Genomic DNA, 20972 nt, shown 5'->3' with positions numbered 1-20972 from the left:
CGACATCCTGCCGCGACCGACCTGTGGCGGTCGTCACCTCCCCGCGCTACGTTCCTGGGAACGGCTCGGCGAGGAGGACTCGGGATGAACTCCAGGACGCGGCGGATCGCGGCCGTGGGCGCGGCGCTCGCGACCACGACGGCACTCACGACACTCGCGGCACTGACGCCGGCGACGGCGACATCCACGGCACAGGCCGGCGCCGCGCACACCGGCCACGCCCGCCACGGCGGCCACGGCGGCCGGCCATCGGGCTCCGTCTCCGTCTGGATGACGACCCCTGACGGAGCCCAGCGATTGGCCCCGCAGGACCCGATCACGTTCGAGGACGGTGACTCGGCGCTGACCACGATCACCGTCGAGTCGACGCAGACCTACCAGCGGATGGTCGGGTTCGGCGGTGCCCTCACCGACTCCTCGGCGGCCGTCCTCGACGAGCTGACCCCGGCGGCCCGGGCGGAGGCGATGCGGTCGCTCTTCAGCCGCGACGACGGCATCGGCGTGAGCTTCCTGCGCCAGCCGATCGGGTCCTCGGACTTCACCGCTGCAGGCGAGCACTACACCTACGACGACGTGCCGGCGGGAGAGACCGACTTCGCGCTGCGGCACTTCTCGATCGGGCATGACGAGGCGCAGATCCTGCCCCTGCTGCGGCTGGCCCGGCGGCTCAACCCGACGCTGTCGATCGTCGCCAGCCCCTGGAGCCCGCCCGCCTGGATGAAGACGGGCGACTCCCTGGTCGGCGGCCGGCTGATCGACGACCCGCGCATCTACCGCGCCTACGCCCGCTACCTGGCCCGGTTCGTGCGGGCCTACACCCGGGCCGGCGTGCCGATCGACTACCTGACGGTGCAGAACGAGCCGCAGAACCGTACGCCGAGCGGTTACCCCGGCACCGACATGCCGGTGCGCCAGGAGGCGGCCGTCATCGAGCGCCTCGGCCCGTTGCTGCAGCGGGTCAGCCCGCGCACGAAGATCCTCGGCTACGACCACAACTGGTCCGAGCACCCGGACGACGTCGCGGACACCCCGCCGGGGGAGGACCCGGAGACCGACTACCCCTACCGGCTGCTGCGGTCGCCGGCGGCGAGGTGGGTCGCCGGGACGGCGTACCACTGCTATGCCGGCGACCCCAGCGCCCAGACGGCGCTGCACGACGCCTTCCCGCGCAAGGACGTCTTCTTCACCGAGTGCTCCGGGTCGCACGGGGCGACGGACACGCCGGAGCAGTACTTCCGCGGCACGCTGACCTGGCACGCCCGGACCATCACGGTCGGCGTCACTCGCAACTGGGCGCGGACGATCAGTGACTGGAACCTCGTGCTGCACCACGACGGCGGTCCCCACCTCGGCGGCTGCGAAACCTGCACGGGGCTGCTCGACGTGGCGCCCGACGGGTCGGTGTCCCGCAACGCCGAGTACTACACGATCGGTCACCTGTCGAAGTTCGTCGACAAGGGCGCGGTCCGGATCGGCTCGACGTCGTTCGGGACGACCGGGTGGAACGGCCAGATCATGGACGTCGCGTTCCGCAACCCGGACGGCAGCACCGTGCTCGTCGTCCACAACGAGAACGACGACCCGCGCTCGTTCGCCGTCAGCGTCGACGGCCGCGGCGGCGACCGGTCCTTCGGCTACACCCTCCCCGGCGGTGCCCTGGCGACCTTCACCTGGCCGGCGTCCGCGGCCGGGCACGGCCGGACGCTGCGACCGGTCCCGCTCGACAGCGCCACCGCCACCGCGACCTCCGATGCGGCAGAGGCCGGCCTCGCCGTCGACGCGGACGGCTCCACCCGCTGGTCGAGCGGCGCGGCCCAGTCACCCGGCCAGTCGATCACGGTGGACCTCGGGCGGCGCACGCTCTTCCGCCGGGTCGCGATCGACGCGGGCGACAACCTCGGCGACTACCCGCGCGGCTGGGCGGTCGCGGTGAGCGACGACGGCGTCACGTGGCGTGACGTGGCGAGCGGCGCCGGGACCGGGCAGCTCGTCGACGCCGACGTCCACCCCACCCGCGCACGGTTCGTCCGGGTGACGCAGACCGGCTCCTCGGGGAGCTGGTGGAGCGTCGCCGACCTCAGGCTCTACCGGTGACACCCAGGGCGCTCCCGAGTCGCTGAACCAGGGAGATCCCAGGGGCGGCCTCCCGCATCCGAGAGCAAAGGTTTACTTTGTTGAGGGCCGCCGAGCCGATCCTCACGGTGGTCCGCAACTGACGTCGATCCTCTCGGGGGCTGCACAGATGGACCGTAGGGTGCGACTTCTCGTCGCCGTACTCATGCTCGGTGGGCTGCTCGCCGCGAGTCCCGACCCTGCGTCGGCGGCGGACAGATCCGGGACGGCCCAGCGGGCCCTGTCGACGGCCGAGCGCGGCGGTACGCCGACCTGGCGCCCGGTCGTGGGACCGGTGTTCAACAACCCGCTCGGCAAGAAGGCCAAGCAGCAGGCGATCCTCCGTCAGGTGCTGGCCGCGGTGCGCCACACGCGTCGCGGCGCCACCATCCAGATGGCGGTCTACTCCTTCGACCGGGGCGACCTGGCCCATGCCCTGCGCAAGGCCCACGCGCGCGGCGTGCACGTGCAGATCGTGGTCAACAAGGCGGTGATGTCAGGCGTCGCCCGCACCCTGCGCGCGCGTTTCGGCAAGAACCCCCACAGGGCGAGCTTCGTCGTCGCCTGCCCCGGCGCCTGCCGCAAGAAGGGCGACGGCGGCAACATGCACGTCAAGATCTTCGCCTTCAGCCAGACCGGCGCGGCTCACGACGTCGTCATCTCCAGCTCGGGCAACATGACCTCGAAGGCGATCTACCGGCAGTGGAACGACGCCATCACCGTCGCCGAGGACGCCGGGCTCTACGCGACCTGGCAGAAGCTGTTCACCCAGATGGCCCACCAGCACCGCACCGGCCCGCGCCGGCTCACCTACACCTCGAGCAGCCGTGGCTACAGCGCCTGGTTCGAGCGCAGCCTGCCCCAGCACGCGCCGCCCGCCTCGACGTCGCTGGCCCGCTACCGGCCGTCCGCGGACCCGGTGGTCCACCGGATCAGGGGGATCGGGTGCAACGCCCCGGCCGGCTACGGCCGCAACGGGCGCACCGTCGTCCGCATCGCCGCCTACGCGATGTTCCAGACCCGTGGCGAAGCTCTGGCCAAGACGCTGGTGCGCAAGAAGAAGCAGGGCTGCGACATCGCCATCGTGATGAGCGTCCCTGGCGGCCATACCTACAAGATGATGCAGCGCGCGCACATCCCGCTCCGTAGCGCCGACTGGCTCTTCGCCGACCGCGTGGCGGAGAAGGAGGACGGGATCTCCGGCTGGGGTCCGCGGTTCTACTCCCACCACAAGATGATGATGGTCAACGGCCTCTACCGCGGTCACCCGACCCGGACGGTGTGGACCGGATCGGAGAACTGGTCGGCGATCTCGTTCGCCAACGAGGAGGTCGTCTTCACCATCAACGACGCGCACGTCTACCGGGCCTACCTCAAGCGGTGGCGCTCGATGTACCACGGCCGCGCGACGCACCGGATGGGCATCCAGCCGACCTACGGCCCCTGATCGAGTCCCCGATCGAGTCCCCGATCGAGCCCCCGACGAGCCCTGGTCAGCGCAGCAGGGCGTACGCCGCCGGCTCGACCCGCCACCTGCGGGAGCGGTGCGGCCCGGTGAGCTCGCCGTCGACGCTGCACCAGAACCGCTCGCCGACGACGTCGATCTCGGTCCCGCGGCAGGTGCTCACGTCGTCGTGGAGGTGGTGGCGGCCGACGACCAGGCGCGCGGCATAGGCCACGTGCGCCCAGCCGGTCACCGGTCTGGCGACCAGGATGTCGGCCTCGCCGTCGGTCGGGTCGGCGTCCGGCGTCAGCGCCGTCCCGCCGCCGACGTAGATGCCGTTGCCGACCGCCACCTGGAGGATGCGGCCGTCGTGCACGACGCGGCCGTCGACGGAGATCCGGGCGCGCACCGACGGCGGGTTCACCGCGGTGATCAGCGCACCGACGGCGTACCCGGCTCGGCCGAGGCGCTTCTTCCAGCTCTCGGCCGCCCGTGCGGCTGCGGCCCCTGCGCCCGCGTGGACGCTGTTGACCACGACACCGCCCTCCTCGTCGACCAGCAGGTCGAGGCGCTGCGGCGAGCCCTCGACGACGGCCTGCGCCGCAGCGGCAGGGTCGACCGGGATCTCCAGCGTGCGGGCGAAGTCGTTCCCCGTCCCGAGCGGGACCAGGCCGAGGGTCGTCGAGGCGAGCTCGCCGCGGGCGTGCAGCCTCTGGATCACCGCGTGCAGGCTGCCGTCGCCGCCCGCGATGACGAGGGTGCGCCCGTCGAGCCCGGCCAGCGCCTTGTCGAGGTCGTCGGGCGACCCCGTCTCGACGAGGTCGGCCTCACCTGCCCGGCGCAGCTCGGCGAGTGCGTCGTCCAGGCTCGATCCGTCCGTGTTCCCCGCCGCGGGCGAGGCCACCACCAGGTAGCGCATGCGGCGACAGTAGCCAGTCCGGCGATGCTGGGCCGTCAGGGACGGTTCTCGGCGTGCGCCTAAGAGGGCGCCGTGGCAGTTCTCACGAGCCTTGGATCGTGCCAATCGAGACGGGCGGTTACCGGGCGCCGCTCACCGCCCTAGATTGGCCGGAGCCGACCCGCACACCCCGCGTGAGGAGATCCGTCGCATGCCCATCGCCACCCCTGAGAAGTACGCCGAGATGCTGGCGACCGCCAAGCAGAACGGCTTCGCCTTCCCGGCCATCAACGTGACCTCCTCCCAGACGCTCAACGCCGCGCTCGCCGGCTTCGCCGAGGCCGGCTCGGACGGCATCGTGCAGATCTCCACCGGCGGGGCCGACTACCTGTCCGGCCCCACGATCAAGAACATGGTCGCCGGCTCTGTCGCCTTCGCGGCGTACGCCGCCGAGGTGGCCAGGTCCTACCCGGTCAACATCGCGCTGCACACCGACCACTGCCCCCAGGACAAGCTGGACGGCTTCGTCCGACCGCTCCTCGAGCTCTCGATCGAGCGGGTGGCGCGGGGTGAGCAGCCGCTCTTCCAGTCGCACATGTGGGACGGCTCGGCGGTGCCGCTCGAGGAGAACCTGCAGATCGCCGAGGAGCTGCTCGCCAAGGCGGCGCAGGCCAAGGTCGTGCTCGAGATCGAGGTCGGCGTCGTCGGCGGCGAGGAGGACGGCATCGTCGGGGCGATCGACGAGAAGCTCTACTCCACGCCCGAGGACGCGTTGGCGACCTACGACGCCCTCGGCGGCGGTGAGAACGGCGTCTACCTGACCGCGCTCACCTTCGGCAACGTGCATGGCGTCTACAAGCCGGGCAACGTCAGGCTCCGGCCCGAGATCCTCCGCGAGGCGCAGGCGGCGGTGGCCGCGAAGCTCGGTCAGCCCGAGGGGTCCAAGCCGTTCAACCTGGTCTTCCACGGCGGGTCCGGCTCGTCGGCGGAGGAGATCGCGGCGGCGGTGTCTTACGGCGTCGTGAAGATGAACATCGACACCGACACCCAGTACGCGTTCACCCGACCGGTCGCCGACCACATGCTGCGCAACTACGACGGCGTGCTCAAGGTCGACGGCGAGGTCGGCGACAAGAAGTCCTACGACCCGCGCGCCTGGGGCAAGGCCGCCGAGGCCGGCATGGCCGCCCGGGTCGTCGAGGGTGCGCAGCACCTGGGCTCCGCGGGCCAGTCGATCGGCTGAGCCCCACGGAGAGTCGGCAGAACGTCCGACGTCCTGGCCGCCGGAGCGACCAGGACGTCGGACGTTGCGGGCCGAGCCCGCGGGGTGTGACCGGCCAGGTCAGTCGGTGGCGGACACCGTGGCAGCGGGCGCGCCCTGCGTCGCGCCGAAGCCGGCGTGCTTGGGCGCCTCGTAGAAGAGCACGGCGATGAAGCCGACGACGAAGAGCGCGACCGGGAGGTAGAGCGAGTCGGCCATGGCGTCCGAGAACAGCGCGGCCACGTGCGGGTCGGGGATCTTGTCGGCCCCGGCCTCGCCCTGGGCGCTGGCGCCCGGGATCAGTGCGGAGAGCCGCGAGGCCATGATCACCGCGATGGCCGCCGAACCGATCACCGAGCCGACCTGGCGGGTGGCGTTGTAGACGCCCGAGCCCGCGCCCGCGAACTGCATCGGCAGGTTGCGGGTGGCGGTCGCGGCGGTCGGCGCCCAGATGAAGGCGTTGCCGACGCCGATGATGACCATCGAGATCCAGAGCGCCCAGATCGGGGTGTCGGGGTCGAGGTCGATCGCCAGGCTGAGCATGCCGACGAAGCTGGCGGCGAAGCCGAAGCCCATGATCGCGCGCGGGTGCAGTCGGTCTGTCAGGCCGCCCACGGTGCGCGCCAGGAGGATCGACATCATCGCCATCGGGACCATCAGCAGCGCGGCCTCGGTCGGGCTGTCACCGCGCACCGCCTGGGCGTAGAGCATGATCGGGTAGCCCATCGACGCCCCGACCCCGCCCATCACGGTGATGGCGACGTTGGACACCGAGAAGTTGCGGTCGCGGAAGAGCGTGAGCGGCACGAGCGGTTCACGCTTGTTGCGCGCCTGCCACAGCACGAAGAGACCGAGCACCACGACACCGCCGACGATCATCGCGATGATCCAGCCGGCCCAGTGCTTGTCGTGGCCCTCCTGGATGCCGAAGGCGAGCAGGAACAGGCCGACACCGGACAGCGCGACGCCCAGCCAGTCGAAGCTGTGCTCGTGGGTCTCCAGCGCCGGCACCAGCCGCCAGGCCATGACGAAGCCGAGGATGCCGACCGGGATGTTGATGAAGAAGATCCACTCCCAGCCCAGGCCGTCGGTCAGCACGCCGCCGAGGACCGGGCCGACGACCATCGCGACACCGGCGGTCGCGCCCCACACCGCCATCGCCTTGCCGCGGTCGGACGCCGGGAAGATCCGGGTGATGATCGCGAGCGTCTGCGGCGTCATCATCGAGGCGCCGAGCCCCTGGACGATGCGCGCGACGATGAGCATCTCGATGGTCGAGGTCAGCCCGCACCACAGCGACGCGAGCGTGAAGACCGTGAGGCCGATGAGGTAGAGGTACTTCGACCCGAAGCGGTCGCCGAGCCGACCCGTGATGAGGATCGGGACGGCGTAGGCGAGCATGTAGGCGCTGGAGACCCAGACGACCTGGTTCACGCTCGCGTCGAGCTCGCCGATGATCGTCGGTGTCGCCACCGTCACGATCGTCAGGTCGACGAGGATCATGAAGAAGCCGAGGACGAGCGCGAAGAGCGCCGGCCACGGCCTGACGTCGGTGGGAACCGGCGCCGAAGCAGTTGCTGAGGTCACCTATCTAGTGAACACCAAGCCGGGGACAATGCTCGCATGAGTATCCACGAGGACCTGATGGCCGGACCGCCGCCGACACTGCTCCCCGAGGACCCCGCCGCGGCCGAGCTCACGGCGGTGACCGACCCCGGCACGGTCGCGGACGTCGTACGCCGCCATCCGGCGTCGCCGATCGCCTGGGCGACCCTCGGAGCACTCGCGACGCAGCACGACGCGGACGTCGTCACCGTCTACGCCTACGCGCGCGTCGGCTACCACCGCAGCCTCGACATGCTGCGCCGCAACGGCTGGAAGGGGCACGGCCCGGTCCCGTGGGAGCACGAGCCCAACCGTGGCTTCCTCATGTGCCTGGCCCTGCTCGCCCAGTCCGCCAAGGAGATCGGCGAGGGCGACGAGTGGGACCGGTGCCGCACGTTCCTGCGCGACAGCAGCCCCACCGGCTTCGAGGCGCTCTTCCCCGAGGGCTGAGGTGGTCTCGAGACGCCCTCGCCCAGCGGCTCGGGCTACTCGACCTGCGAAGTCGCTGCTCGAGTAGCGAGCGTACCGAGACCTCAGGCCGGGGTCAGTAGGCCTCGGACCGTCTCCGGTCCCAGCGCGAGGAAGAGCGTGGGGAGCCGCGGGCCGCGGTCGGCGTCGACGAGCAGGTTGTAGAGCAGCTTGAAGAGCGCCTTCTGGTCGGCCTTCACCTCGTCGGTCGGCGCGTCGTCGAGCGCGAGCCCGCGGACCAGCTTCGGGACGCCGTAGATCACCGAGGTCACGGCGTCGAGCTCGAACGGCGAAGGCAGGTTCTCGAGCAGCGTCGCCAGCCACTGCGACTCCTCCTCGGAGAGCGACGAGAGCCGCTCCGAGGGAGTCGTCCGCACCGTCGTGCGGTCCTCGGCCGGCACGTAGTCGGTCATCCACGTGGCCGCCTTGGACAGCCGCGGCTCGAGGTCGGCGACGCCGTCGTGCTCGTAGCCCGACTCGGTGACCACGCGGGAGATCAGCTCGTGCGACCCGGCCGTCACGTCGGCGACCGACGACAGCAGCCGGAACGGCACGGTCACCGCCGGCCGCGGCAGGACGCCGGCCGACGCCGTCGACACGGCCCGCTCGTGCGCGAGCACCTGCGCGTCGCGCTTGGCCGGATCGGCCGCCTTCCGGGTGAGCGAGTCCCACTCGTCGTAGAGCCGGACCACCTCCGGGCCGAAGTCGATGTTGAAGGCCTGCTTCGGCTGACGGCGGACGTAGAGCCACCGCAGCATCGGGGCCTCGAGGACGCGGAGCGCGTCGGCAGCGGTCGGGACGCCGCCCGCGGACGACGACATCTTCTGCATGCCCGCGAAGCCGACGAACGCGTAGGCGACGTAGGACGGCGCGCGGCCGCCGAAGATCTCCTTCACCAGCTCCTTGCCGACCGTGTAGGACGAGCCGGGGGTGGAGTGGTCGAGGCCGCCGGGCTCGAAGTCCACGCCCTCGTAGGCCCATCGCATCGGCCAGTCGACCTTCCAGACCAGCTTGCCCTCGTCCTGGGTGGCCAGGTTGGTCACGCCGTCGAAGGAGCAGGCGTTGCAGTGGTAGGCCAGGTCGGTCGTCTCGTCGTCGTACGACGTGATGGTGGTCGTGTCGCGGCCGCAGTCGCGGCAGTAGGGCTTGAAGGGGAACCGCCCCCAAGGACTGGCGGAGCCGCCTGTTGCGACGTCCTCGTCCTCGCCGGCGACCGAGTCGGCCAGCTCCTCGGCCTCCTGGGCGTTGTCGGAGGCGGGCGCGGCCTTGGTGCGATAGCGCGCGAGCACCGCCTCGATCCGGTCGCGGTTGCGGACCGCGTGCAGCACCTGCTCGCGGTAGACGCCCGCGCGGTAGTGCTCGGTCTGGCTCACCTCGACGATCTCCACGCCCAGCTCGGCGAGCGCGGCCCGCAGGGGGGCCTTGTAGTGGGCCGCCCACGAGTCGTGGCAGCCCCACGGGTCGGGGACGGCCGTCAGCGGGCGGCCGATGTGCTCGGCCCACTCGGCCGGCACCCCGGCCGGCACCTTGCGGAAGCGGTCGTAGTCGTCCCAGCTGTGCAGGTGCCGCACCGGTACGCCACGCTTGCGCAGCTCCTCGGCGACGAAGTGCGGCGTCAGGAACTCGCGCAGGTTGCCCAGGTGGATCGGTCCCGACGGGCTCGCCCCGGACGCCACCGTGACGAGGTCTCCGCTCCCGGACTGCTCCCAGTGGCGGACGGCGTCGTCGGCGGCTCGGGTCACCCAGTCGGTGGGTTCGGTGGACATGCTTCTCCTGGGACGGGAACGGTGTGGAGTGCCGGCGCCCCAGGCTAGTGGACCCCCGGACGAGGGTCGCCGTCGCGGCCGGCGGCAGCCACCTGCCGCTGGCACTAGGGTGCCACCGTGCCCGTTGACGACACCCTGATGAGCGCGCTGGGTCTCGACCGCTCCGCAGGCCGGCTCTACGGCCGGCTGGTGCACCAGTCGGGCCACACGCTCGCCGAGATCGCGGCCGGCTTCACGGTGACCGAGGGCGCGCTCGTCCAGCGGATGCAGCCGCTGGTGGAGAGCGGGGTCGTCACGCTCGGCAGGGACGGCACGGTGGTCGTGATCCCGCCGGCCGAGGCGGTCGCCCGGCTGATCAGCGAGACGGCTGCCGGGGCCTCTGCGGCCCACCAGCGGCTGGAGGAGATCGCCGCGGCGCTGCCCTACCTCGCCGGCACCACCGTGCGCGTGACCGAGACGCTCGCGCACGACGATGTGGAGCCGATCGACGGCGACCTGGTGCTCCGCGCCTTCGGGACCGAGCAGTTCCGCGCGCTCCTGACCCAGGGCGTCGGGCAGATCATGTTCCTGCGCCCGGACCAGTGGATGCTGCCCTACGGCGACGAGCTGTCCCAGCCGGTCGCGCAGGCGGTCCGTGAGGGTCGCCGTTGCCGGGCGATCTATCCGGTCCGTGCCCTGATCGAGGCGCCGCACGTGCTCGAGCAGCGTGCCGCGATCGGCGAGGAGGTCCGGGTGCTGCCCGAGCTCCCGACCCGGCTGCTCATCCTCGAGCCGACCCACGTGGTCATGCCCGAGCCGCTGGGCCTCGCCGGCTCGCCGCTGCTCGTGGCCCGGCAGAGCGGCCTCGTCGAGCTGGCGACGCTCTACTTCGAGGCACTCTGGGCGCAGGCGGCGCCGCTCGAGCAGCCCGGCACCGAGCTCGGGGAGGTCCGCCGGTTCCTGGTCGAGCAGCTCTCCTCGGGTGCCCAGGACGAGCAGATCGCCCGCCGGCTCGGCCTCTCCCTGCGCACCGTGCGACGCCGTGTCGCCGAGGTGATGAGCGAGCTCGGCGCGACGTCGCGGTTCCAGGCGGGGGTCGAGGCCGCCCGCCGCGGCTGGCTCTGACGCGCCCGCGTCCGTTAACGTGTCGTCGCAAGAGCCCCGGTCTTGCCGGGGCTTCTCGCATTCGGCAGAGACATCACACTGGTGCGTTGAGCAGCCGCCGGCCGGCGGAGGGACTCCGTCCGTCGCGAAGGAGTGAACATGCCCGCAATCGCCATCATCGGTGCCCAGTGGGGCGACGAGGGGAAGGGCAAGGCGACCGACCTGCTCGGCTCCGAGGTCGACTACGTCGTCAAGTTCAACGGCGGCAACAACGCCGGCCACACCGTCGTCATCACGCAGGACGACGGCAGCAGCGAGAAGTACGCCCTCCACCTGCTCCCCTCGGGCATCCTCACGCCCGGGTGCACCCCCGTGATCGGCAACGGCGTTGTCGTCGACCTCGCCGTGCTGTTCGAGGAGATCGACGCCCTCGAGGCCCGCGGCGTGGACACCTCGGCCCTCAAGGTCAGCGCCAGCGCCCACGTGATCGCCGACTACAACCGGCAGCTCGACAAGGTGACCGAGCGCTTCCTCGGCTCGCGACGCATCGGCACCACCGGCCGCGGCATCGGGCCGACGTACGCCGACAAGATGAACCGGATCGGCATCCGCATCCAGGACCTCTTCGACGAGAAGATCCTGCGCCACAAGGTCGAGGGCGCGCTCGAGCTGAAGAACCAGATCCTCAGCAAGGTCTACAACCGGCGCGGGTTCACCGTCGACAGCATCGTCGAGGACCTCCTGCAGTACGCCGACCGGCTGGCGCCGTACGTCTGCGACACCGGCCTGCTGCTGCACGACGCGCTCGTGCGGGGCGAGACGGTCCTGCTGGAGGCCGGCCAGGCCACCCTGCTCGACGTGGACCACGGCACCTACCCGTTCGTCACGTCGAGCAGCGCGACCGCCGGCGGCGCCTGCACCGGCTCGGGCATCGCGCCGGCCCGGCTGACGCAGGTCATCGGCATCGTCAAGGCCTACACCACCCGCGTCGGTGAGGGGCCGTTCCCGACCGAGCTCTTCGACGACAAGGGCGACTACCTCCGCACCCAGGGCTTCGAGTTCGGCACCACGACCGGCCGTCCCCGCCGCTGCGGCTGGTACGACGCCGTCATCGCCCGCTACGCCGCCCGCGTCAACGGCGTCACCGACTTCGTGCTCACCAAGCTCGACGTGCTGACCGGCCTCGAGCAGATCCCGGTGTGCGCGGCCTACGAGGTCGACGGTGTGCGCCACGACGAGATGCCGGTCAACCAGACCGACTTCCACCACGCCGTGCCGGTCTTCGAGTACCTCCCCGGCTGGACCGAGGACATCTCGAAGGCGCGCACCCTCGAGGACCTGCCGGCCAACGCGCAGGCCTACGTCACCCGGGTGGAGGAGCTCTCCGGCGCGCGGATCTCCGTGATCGGCGTCGGACCGGCCCGCGACCAGAGCGTCGTCGTCCACCCACTTGTCTAGACGGATCCCGGCCCGGCGCATGCACGGGCGCCGTCCGGGTTACTCCACCCAGTTGTGACCGGGAGCGAGCAAGGGGGTGGCGACGCGCGCCCGACCGGCCGCCCGACACTGGTGATCGTCGACGACTCCGACGAGGTCCGGCTCATCACCCGCAGCTCCCTGGACTCCTCCGGCCTCTTCGAGATCGTGGGGGAGGCCGCCGACGGAGCCGAGGCGATCACGCTCGCCTACCGGCTGCAGCCGACGGTGATGCTGCTGGACACCTCGATGCCCACGATGGACGGTCTCGAGGCGCTGCCGGCGATCCTCACCCTGTCGCCCGAGACCCGGGTCGTCATCTACACCGGCTTCGAGGAGCGCGGCCTGGCCGACCGGGCGCGCGCCGAGGGCGCCGTGGACTTCATCGAGAAGTCCCTCCCGATCCGCGAGCTGCCCCAGCGGCTGTGGCAGGTGATGGACGGAGCCGCTCCGGCTCCCGCGGCAGGTCTGCGGGTGGTGAAGCAGGGCGCCGAGCCGGACCACCGGGCGGCCGCCGACCAGGAGGTCCTCGACGAGCACCTCGAGAGGTTCCGCGAGGTCTTCGAGCAGGCCGCGATCGGCATGGCGACGCTGACGCTCAACGGCAGCGTCGTCCGCGGCAACGCCGCGCTCGCCCAGCTGATGGGCTGCGCCCCCTCCGACCTGGTCGGGGTCGACTACGGCGTCCTGATGCGCGGGCACGGCGACCACCTCGACGACGGGCTCGCCTCGATCATCGAGCTCGGCAGCGACCTGGTCAGCTTCGAGCACCCCCTGCCCATCGGCGACGCGCCCGGGACCGTCCGGGTGACGCTCGCCCCCGTGCGCGACTCCCAGGGCCAGCCGCTCTACGTCTTCGCGCAGGTCGAGGACATCAGCGCCCAGCGACGGGTCGAGAACGAGCTGCGCCAGAGCGAGGAGCGGTTCCGTCTGCTGGTGACCGCGGTGCGCGACTACGCGATCTTCATGCTCGACCCGGACGGCCAGGTGATGAGCTGGAACGCGGGCGCCCGCCGGATCAAGGGCTACGCCGCCTCCGAGATCGTCGGCCGGCACTTCCGCGTCTTCTACCCCTCCGAGGAGCAGGCGAGCGGCCATCCCGAGCACAACCTCGAGCTGGCCCTGCGGCTCGGGTCGTACGCCGAGGAGGGCTGGCGCGTCCGCAAGGACGGCAGCCGCTTCTGGGCCAGCGTCGTCATCACGGCGGTCCATGACGAGCGCGGCCGCCACGTCGGGTTCAGCAAGGTGACCCGCGACCAGACCTCGCAGCAGGAGGCGATCGAGCAGCGCGCGCACCTGCTGGCGGTCACCGCCCACGAGCTGCGCTCACCGGCCGCAGCGATCGAGGGTGCCGCGACGCTGCTCGCCCACGACCAGGAGAACCTCGACGACGAGCACCGGGCCCGCCTGCTGGGTGCCATCTCGGCCAGCGCGCACCGGCTGCACCGGCTCGCCGCCGACCTCGGGGCGGCCTCGCGACTGCAGTCCGACACGCTCGCCCTCGTCTCCGAGGACGTCTCGCTGCAGCGCCTGCTGGGCTCCGCGGTCGAGCGGGCGGCGGCCGCCGATCCGGGGCTGGAGATCTCCGCCGACGCCGACGACGTGACGTTCACCGGCGACCCCGCGCGACTCGGCCAGGCCGTCGACAACCTGCTCGACAACGCGGTCCGCCACGGCCGGATGCCGGTGACGCTCACCGGACGGTTGACCGGCTCGCGGGTGACCATCGCGGTTCGGGACGCGGGAGCCGGCGTCGACGAGGTGGTCGCGTCGCGTCTCTTCGAGCGGTTCGCCTCCGGACCTCGCGGCGGAACCGGCCTGGGGCTCTACCTCGTCAGGGAGATCGCCCGCCGCCACGGCGGCGAGGCGACGTACGAGGCGCCGGGGACGTTCGTCATCGACCTGCCCGCCTGACCCCTCGGCCCACGCGGGGTCGGCGACATTGCCGACAGCGGGTTTGAGCCGCCGAGGTCCTGGGTCACTGGGGGTGTGCCGTGCGTCCCGCTTCCACGGTGGGGCGTGGTCGGGGCGCACGGCTCTTCCGTCGGCGTCCTCTAGGCTGGCCGCCCGTGAGGACCCTCGTGATCGGCACCGGTGGGCGCGAGCACGCGCTGGCCCTGGCACTCGCGAAGGACAGCGAGGTGCACGCCGCCCCGGGCAACCCAGGGATCGGTGCGGTCGCCACCCTGCACGACCTCGCCGACATCGAGGACGGAGTGGCCATCGCCGCCCTGGCGACCGAGCTGGCCGTCGACCTCGTCGTGATCGGCCCGGAGGCGCCGCTGGTCGCCGGCGTGGCCGACACGGTCCGCGCGGCCGGCGTCCCGGTCTTCGGCCCGTCGGGCGCCGCTGCGCAGCTGGAGGGGTCGAAGGCGTTCTCCAAGGAGGTCATGGCGGCGGCGGGTGTGCCGACCGCGGGGTCGCGCACCTGCACGACCGCGGAGGAGGTCGCCGCCGCGCTGGACGAGCTCGGGGCGCCGTACGTCGTCAAGGACGACGCGCTCGCCGCAGGCAAGGGCGTCGTCGTCACCAACTCGCGCGAGGAGGCCCTCGCCCACGCGGCCTCGTGCGGGCGGGTGGTCGTCGAGGAGTTCCTCGCCGGGCCGGAGGTCTCGCTCTTCGCGATCTGCGACGGGACCACCGCCCACCCGCTGCAGCCGGCCCAGGACTTCAAGCGGATCCTCGACGGCGGGCGTGGCCCGAACACCGGCGGCATGGGCTCCTACAGCCCGCTCCCGTGGGCCCCGGCCGACCTGCGCGAGCAGGTGATGCGCGAGGTCGTCCAGCCCACGCTCGACGAGATGGCGCGTCGTGGCGCGCCGTTCGCCGGCTGCCTCTACGTCGGCCTCGCGCTGACCGCAGCGGGCCCGCGCGTCATCGAGTTCAACTGCCGCTTCGGCGACCCCGACATCCAGCCGGTGCTCGCGCTGCTCGAGTCCTCGCTCTCCTCGCTGCTGCTCGCGGCCGCCACCGGCACGCTCGCCGCCGAGCCGGCGCCTGTCTTCTCCGACGGCGCCGCGGTCACCGTCGTGCTCGCCTCCGCCGGCTACCCGGAGTCGTCGTCGAAGGGCGACGTCATCCGCGGGGTCGGCGCCGCGAACGGCTTCAACGACGTCGACGTCATCCACGCGGGCACAGCGCTGGTCGACGCGCCCGAGCCCGGCGACCCCGACCACCGCCACCTCGTCACCGCGGGCGGCCGGGTGCTCGCCGTCCGCGCCCGCGGCTACGACATCTCCGACGCCCGGGCGCGCGCGTACGCCGCCGCCGGGCTCATCTCCTTCGACGGCATGCAGCGCCGCTCCGACATCGCCGCCGAGCCGCTCGGTGTCGTGGAGGGTGCGTCGGTCCTCGGCGACTGACCTCGGGCGCTGCTGGTTCGTCGAGGTATGCAGGCCAACCAGCACTTCCCGTGCGGAACTCCGCGCGGGGAGCGACTGTCCGGCTGCATACCTCGATGAACCAGCAGCCCGCTGAATGGGGGACAATGGCACACCGTGACGGTCCCTAACGTTCTCGCCGCCCGCTACGCCTCCGCCGAGCTCGCCGGCATCTGGTCGCCGGAGCACAAGATCGTGCTCGAGCGGCAGCTGTGGGTCGCCGTGCTCAAGGCGCAGCGGGACCTCGGCATCGACGTTCCCGACGGTGTCGTGGAGGCCTACGAGAAGGTCGTCGAGCTGGGAGAGGCCGGGGTGGACCTGGCCAGCATCGCCGCCCGCGAACGGGTCACCCGCCACGACGTGAAGGCCCGCATCGAGGAGTTCTCCGCCCTCGCCGGCCACGAGCACATCCACAAGGGCATGACCTCGCGCGACCTCACGGAGAACGTCGAGCAGCTCCAGGTCCTGTCCTCGCTGAGGTTGGTCCGCGACCGTGCGGTCGCCGCGCTGGCCCGGCTGGGCCGGCTCGCCGCCGAGCACGAGGCGACGGTCATGGCCGGCCGGTCGCACAACGTGGCGGCGCAGGCGACCACGCTCGGCAAGCGGTTCGCGACCGTCGCCGACGAGATGCTCGTCGCCCTCGCGCGCGTGGAGGAGCTGATCGCCCGCTACCCGCTGCGCGGCATCAAGGGCCCGATGGGCACCGCCCAGGACATGCTTGACCTGCTCGACGGCGACGCCGCGAAGCTGGCCGAGCTGGAGACCCGCGTGGCGGCGCACCTCGGCTTCGACCAGGTCCTCACATCGGTCGGCCAGGTCTACCCGCGCTCGCTCGACTTCGACGTCGTCTCCTCGCTGGTCCAGCTGGTGGCCGGCCCGTCCAACCTGGCCACCACGATCCGGCTCATGGCCGGCAACGAGCTGGTGACCGAGGGCTTCAAGGAGGGCCAGGTCGGCTCCTCGGCGATGCCGCACAAGATGAACTCCCGCTCCGCCGAGCGCGTCAACGGCCTCTCCGTCGTCCTCCGCGGCCACCTGTCGATGATCGGCGAGCTCGCGGGCGACCAGTGGAACGAGGGCGACGTCTCAGACTCCGTCGTGCGCCGCGTCGCCCTGCCGGACGCGTTCTTCGCCGCCGACGGCCTCTTCGAGACGTTCCTGACCGTCCTCGACGAGTTCGGCGCCTTCCCGGCGGTGATCCAGCGCGAGCTCGACCGCTACCTGCCGTTCCTCGCGACCACCAAGGTGCTGATGGCGGCGGTGCGCAACGGCGTCGGCCGCGAGGCCGCGCACGAGGCGATCAAGGAGGCTGCGGTCGGCACCGCGCTCGCGATGCGCCAGGGCCAGGCCGACAACGACGTGTTCGCCAAGCTCGGCGCCGACCCGCGCCTCGGCCTGACTGCAGCGCAGCTCGAGACGCTCGTCGCGGACCCGATCGAGTTCACGGGAGCGGCCGTCGCGCAGGTCCAGGCCGTCGTACGCCGGATCGAGGCCGTGGCCGCCCAGCACCCCGCGGCCGCCGCCTACTCGCCCGGCGACATCCTCTGACCGGGTCGCCGCATCAGCGGGCCAGCGCGTAGCCCGAGACCACCCACTGGCTCGTGCCCGTGGACGCGTGCAGCATGTCAGCTTCCCGTCGGCCCCAGGATGATGTGTGGCATGCCCGCACCGAACGCCCCGAGCGGCCACCGGCCCGCGACCGGAGGAGGACGTCGATGAGCGAGCCGATCACCGTCACCATCGCGCGCCGCGCGGCGCCCGAGCGCGCCCAGGAGATGGTCGCCTGGATGCAGGCCGGCATCCGGCTGGCGAGCGACTTCAGCGGGTTCCTCGGCGCCGGGTGGGTGCGCCCGGCGGCCGACTCGGACGAGTGGCACCTGCTCTACCGCTTCGACGACGCCGCGACCCTGCACGCCTGGGACAACAGCCGGCAGCGGGCCTGGTGGCTCGGCGCGGGATCGCCGTTCGTCGAGCAGACGCACGTGGAGCGGCGTACCGGCATCGAGGGCTGGTTCGACCCGCCGCACACCTACGACGTCGAGGCGGTCAGCGGCGTCGCCGCCACTCCCGCCCGCTGGCGGCAGACCGTGACGATCTTCCTGACCTTCTTCCCCGTCAGCCTGCTCGCCAACTGGCTGGTCACGCCCCTGGTGTCGGGCTGGTCGCTGCCGCTGCGCCTGCTCGCGACGATGGTGCTCACCGTCCCGTTCATGACCTACGTCGGCCTGCCCTGGATCACCCGCAACCTGGAGTGGTTCCTGCACGGTCGTCCAGCGCCCTGGCGGCGTCGGTGAGTGGTTCCGGCGATCTCCTAGGCTGTTCCCGTGCCTGAGCTCAACATTCCCCCCGCCCCTGCGATCGACGGTGCGCGGCACGTGCACTCGGGCAAGGTCCGCGACCTCTACGAGCTCGAGTCCGGTCCGTACGCCGGCGAGCTGCTGATGGTCGCCAGCGACCGGATCTCCGCCTTCGACCACGTGCTCGACACCACGATCCCCGACAAGGGCGAGCTGCTCACCCGGATCAGCCTGTGGTGGTTCGAGCAGCTGCAGGACCTGGTCCCCAACCACGTGCTGTCGACCGATGTCCCGGCACAGGTCAGTGGCCGTGCCGTGGTCGCGCAGCGGCTGCACATGTTCCCGGTCGAGTGCGTCGCCCGCGGCTACCTCACCGGCTCGGGGCTGCTCGACTACCAGGCCGCCGGCGAGGTGTGCGGCGTGCCGCTGCCGCACGGCCTGGTCGACGGCAGCCGGCTCCCCAACGCGATCTTCACGCCCGCCACCAAGGCCGACCTCGGGGACCACGACGAGAACGTCAGCTATGAGACCGTCGCTCGCGAGATCGGCCCGGACGACGCCGCCGAGCTGCGCCGGCTCACCCTGGCCGTCTACCACCGCGCCGACGAGATCGCCCGCGGCGTCGGTCTGATCGTGGCCGACACGAAGTTCGAGTTCGGCGCGCGGCAGAGCGACCTCGGGGTGCGCGCGATCGTGCTCGCCGACGAGGTCCTCACGCCGGACTCCAGCCGGTTCTGGGCGGCCGACGAGTGGCGCCCCGGGCAGGCCCAGCCGTCGTACGACAAGCAGATCGTGCGCAACTGGCTGCTCTCGCCCGACTCCGGCTGGGACCGCAGCTCGGGCGAGGCGCCGCCGTCGCTGCCGGCCCACGTGGTCGAGCGGACCCGGGCCCGCTACATCGAGGCCTACGAGAAGCTCACCGGCCAGCGGTTCTGACCCGCTCGGGGGTAGGGCAGCGAGCGTTGTGACCCGCCGGTAGGTTCTCCTTCATCCGAGACGTGATGGAGGCCACTGCTATGCCGTCGTACAACCTGGCTGAGCTGCTCGAGGGCAGCGCCTCGGCCTTTCCCGACCGCACCGCGATCGTGCTGGGGGACACGCGGCTGAGCTATGCGCAGGTGAACGGCGCGGCCGACCAGGTCGCCAACCTGCTCGTCTCACGCGGGGTGGAGCCGGGCGACAAGGTCGCGCTGATGTGCCCCAACCTGCCCTACTTCTCCATCGTCTACTTCGGCATCCTCAAGGCCGGCGCCACCGTCGTGCCGCTCAACGTCCTGCTCAAGGGCCGCGAGGTCGCCTACCACCTGCAGGACTCCGACGCGGTGGCGTTCTTCGCCTTCCAGGGCACGCCCGAGCTCCCCATCGGGCAGGAGGCGTACGACGGCTTCGGTGCCGTCGAGGGCGTGGAGCACTTCTTCGTCATCACCGCGGACCCCGCCGCCGCGTCGCCGATCGAGGGCACCGAGACGCTGTTCCAAGGGCTCGCCGGCCAGCCCCCGACGTTCGAGACCGTGGCGACCGACGAGGACGACACCGCGGTCATCCTCTACACCTCCGGCACGACCGGCCAGCCCAAGGGCGCCGAGCTGCGGCACCGCAACATGCGCGACAACGCGCTGTCGGGTGCCGAGCTGTTCGGAGCCAGCGCCGAGCAGCCCGACACCACCCTGTGCGTGCTGCCGCTGTTCCACTCCTTCGGCCAGACCGTCTGCCAGAACGGCCCGTTCGCGTTCGGCGGCACCGTCGTGATGCTGCCCCGCTTCGAGCCGCGGGCGGCCCTCGCGGCCATGCTGCAGGAGAAGGTCACCCAGTTCGCCGGCGTGCCGACGATGTACTGGGGTCTGCTCGGCGCGCTGGACGACACCGTCGACGTCGCGACGATCGCGGCCGACCTCCGCATCGCGACCGCCGGCGGCTCCGCGCTGCCGGTGGAGGTCCACCACGAGTTCGAGAAGCGGTTCGGTGTCACGATCCTGGAGGGCTACGGCCTCTCCGAGACCTCCCCGGTCGCGTCCTTCTCCGTGTTCGGCGAGCCGGTGCGGGTCGGCTCCATCGGCGTCCCGATCCCGGGCGTCGAGATGAAGCTCCTCCAGCCCGGCACCTGGGACGAGATCGAGTGGACCCCCGAGGCGATCGGCGAGATCGCGATCCGCGGCCACAACGTCTTCAAGGGCTACCACGGCCGCCCGGACGCGACCGCCGAGGCGATCGACGCCGACGGCTGGTTCCGCTCCGGCGACCTCGCTCGCCGCGACGAGGACGGCTGGTACTACATCGTCGACCGAGCCAAGGAGATGATCATCCGCGGCGGGTTCAACGTCTACCCGCGCGAGATCGAAGAGGTCCTCCTGACCCACCCCGCGGTCTCGCTCGCCGCCGTGATCGGCGTGCCGCACGACTCCCACGGCGAGGAGATCAAGGCGTTCGTGATCCTTCGACCCGGAGCCTCGGTCACGCCCGAGGAGCTCGTCGCCTGGGGCAAGGAGCAGATGGCGGCCTACAAGTACCCGCGCATCGTGGAGATCGTCTCCTCCCTGCCGATGACGGCGACAGGGAAGATCCTCAAGCGCGAGCTCTCCTGACCCCTCTCGCTGGTCGAGCAGCCCGCACGAGGAACGAGTGCGGGCGTATCGAGACCACCCGCGCCGCGCTCACGCGAAGGGGTTCGGCAGCGCCCCCGGCAGCCCGGCCAGGAGCTCGCGCGCCCGGCCGGCGACCTTGTGCTCGACCAGGACCTCGTACTTCGTCGCGACCACCTGGGTCACCGAGGAGAAGTCGCGCTGGCCGCGGGTGGCGGCGTAGCCGACCATCGCCCAGATCACCCCGAAGAGCGCGCCGAAGAGCATCGTGGAGACGATCTGGCCCAGCGCGTTGCCGTCGGTGAAGAGCGTGAACAGCACGCCGATGAGCAGGCCGAACCACAGGCCCGTGAGGAGCCCGCCGAGCGCGACCCGGCCGGTGGTGAGCCGGCCGGTGATGCGCTCGACCCGCTTGAGGTCGGTGCCGACGATCATGCAGTTCTGGACGGGGAACTCGTGGTCGGAGAGGTAGTCGACGGTCTTCTGGGCGGTCGCGTAGTCGTCGTACACCGCGAGCGACTGGGGGAACTCCAGCTTGAGCGGGCTGCCGGCCGGGCGTGGGGCACCGAAGGGAGTGGTCATGGAGCCAGTGTGGCGCGGCCC

At 71.6% G+C, this 20972-nt stretch carries 16 protein-coding genes; 12 read left to right on the top strand and 4 right to left on the bottom strand.

Translation table 11 applies throughout. The annotated features are described in order from the left end of the window. Positions 1 to 84 precede the first annotated feature (84 nt). Together BM236_RS03765 and BM236_RS03760 are read left to right on the top strand one after the other, a co-directional pair. Entirely contained in the window at positions 85 to 2094 is a 2010-nt protein-coding gene (locus BM236_RS03765) for a discoidin domain-containing protein (RefSeq protein ID WP_091120391.1), read from the top strand. Between the two features lie 148 nt (positions 2095 to 2242). Then, positions 2243 to 3559 (top strand): phospholipase D-like domain-containing protein, encoded by a 1317-nt coding sequence (locus BM236_RS03760; protein ID WP_091120390.1) that lies wholly within the window; start codon positions 2243 to 2245, stop codon positions 3557 to 3559. Positions 3560 to 3605: 46 nt separating this feature from the next. Here BM236_RS03760 and BM236_RS03755 read toward each other — a convergent pair whose 3' ends face one another. Continuing rightward, entirely contained in the window at positions 3606 to 4475 is an 870-nt protein-coding gene (locus BM236_RS03755) for a diacylglycerol/lipid kinase family protein (RefSeq protein WP_091120387.1), read from the bottom strand. Positions 4476 to 4665: 190 nt separating this feature from the next. Between BM236_RS03755 and fbaA the strand changes: the two genes are divergently transcribed. Continuing rightward, positions 4666 to 5697, top strand: a complete 1032-nt coding sequence (gene fbaA, locus BM236_RS03750) for a class II fructose-bisphosphate aldolase (protein WP_091120385.1) — start codon at positions 4666 to 4668, stop codon at positions 5695 to 5697. Positions 5698 to 5796: 99 nt separating this feature from the next. On the opposite strand, the gene BM236_RS03745 is transcribed toward fbaA, so the two are convergent. Beyond that, a complete protein-coding gene (locus BM236_RS03745) occupies positions 5797 to 7302 on the bottom strand; it encodes a DHA2 family efflux MFS transporter permease subunit (protein ID WP_091120383.1) in 1506 nt (501 codons plus the stop codon). 36 nt (positions 7303 to 7338) lie between these two features. Here BM236_RS03745 and BM236_RS03740 point away from each other — a divergent pair, with 36 nt between their 5' ends. Then, positions 7339 to 7770, top strand: a complete 432-nt coding sequence (locus BM236_RS03740) for a DUF3151 domain-containing protein (RefSeq protein WP_091120380.1) — start codon at positions 7339 to 7341, stop codon at positions 7768 to 7770. 83 nt (positions 7771 to 7853) lie between these two features. On the opposite strand, the gene lysS is transcribed toward BM236_RS03740, so the two are convergent. After that, a complete protein-coding gene (gene lysS, locus BM236_RS03735; RefSeq protein WP_091120378.1) occupies positions 7854 to 9554 on the bottom strand; it encodes a lysine--tRNA ligase in 1701 nt (566 codons plus the stop codon). Between the two features lie 117 nt (positions 9555 to 9671). On the opposite strand from lysS, the gene BM236_RS03730 reads away from it, so the two are divergent. The 8 genes from BM236_RS03730 (at position 9672) to BM236_RS03695 (ending at position 20372) form a co-directional block, all read left to right on the top strand. After that, entirely contained in the window at positions 9672 to 10658 is a 987-nt protein-coding gene (locus BM236_RS03730; protein WP_139230018.1) for a helix-turn-helix domain-containing protein, read from the top strand. Positions 10659 to 10796: 138 nt separating this feature from the next. Continuing rightward, positions 10797 to 12095, top strand: coding sequence for an adenylosuccinate synthase (locus BM236_RS03725; RefSeq protein WP_091120373.1), 1299 nt, complete (start codon positions 10797 to 10799; stop codon positions 12093 to 12095). A gap of 54 nt (positions 12096 to 12149) precedes the next feature. Next, positions 12150 to 14027, top strand: a complete 1878-nt coding sequence (locus BM236_RS03720) for a PAS domain S-box protein (protein ID WP_091120372.1) — start codon at positions 12150 to 12152, stop codon at positions 14025 to 14027. Positions 14028 to 14182: 155 nt separating this feature from the next. Beyond that, a complete protein-coding gene (gene purD / locus BM236_RS03715) occupies positions 14183 to 15475 on the top strand; it encodes a phosphoribosylamine--glycine ligase (protein WP_091120369.1) in 1293 nt (430 codons plus the stop codon). A gap of 135 nt (positions 15476 to 15610) precedes the next feature. Continuing rightward, the gene (purB, locus tag BM236_RS03710) at positions 15611 to 17041 is read left to right on the top strand and encodes an adenylosuccinate lyase (RefSeq protein WP_091120368.1); all 1431 of its coding nucleotides are present in this window, start codon (positions 15611 to 15613) and stop codon (positions 17039 to 17041) included. A gap of 167 nt (positions 17042 to 17208) precedes the next feature. After that, the gene (locus BM236_RS03705; protein WP_091120365.1) at positions 17209 to 17787 is read left to right on the top strand and encodes a ComEC/Rec2 family competence protein; all 579 of its coding nucleotides are present in this window, start codon (positions 17209 to 17211) and stop codon (positions 17785 to 17787) included. A gap of 30 nt (positions 17788 to 17817) precedes the next feature. Beyond that, positions 17818 to 18726 (top strand): phosphoribosylaminoimidazolesuccinocarboxamide synthase, encoded by a 909-nt coding sequence (locus BM236_RS03700; RefSeq protein ID WP_091120363.1) that lies wholly within the window; start codon positions 17818 to 17820, stop codon positions 18724 to 18726. An 80-nt stretch (positions 18727 to 18806) separates the two neighbouring features. Beyond that, the gene (locus tag BM236_RS03695) at positions 18807 to 20372 is read left to right on the top strand and encodes a long-chain-fatty-acid--CoA ligase (protein WP_091120361.1); all 1566 of its coding nucleotides are present in this window, start codon (positions 18807 to 18809) and stop codon (positions 20370 to 20372) included. A gap of 69 nt (positions 20373 to 20441) precedes the next feature. On the opposite strand, the gene BM236_RS03690 is transcribed toward BM236_RS03695, so the two are convergent. Further along, positions 20442 to 20951 carry a YflT domain-containing protein gene (locus BM236_RS03690; RefSeq protein WP_091120359.1) on the bottom strand — a complete coding sequence of 170 codons (510 nt, stop codon included), beginning with the start codon at positions 20949 to 20951 and terminating at the stop codon, positions 20442 to 20444. Positions 20952 to 20972: the final 21 nt, after the last annotated feature.

The organism is Nocardioides terrae (genome assembly GCF_900112345.1).
Lineage (GTDB): Bacteria > Actinomycetota > Actinomycetes > Propionibacteriales > Nocardioidaceae > Nocardioides > Nocardioides terrae.
Note: the sequence above shows the minus strand (reverse complement) of the source record. Positions and strands in the feature narration are given on the sequence as shown.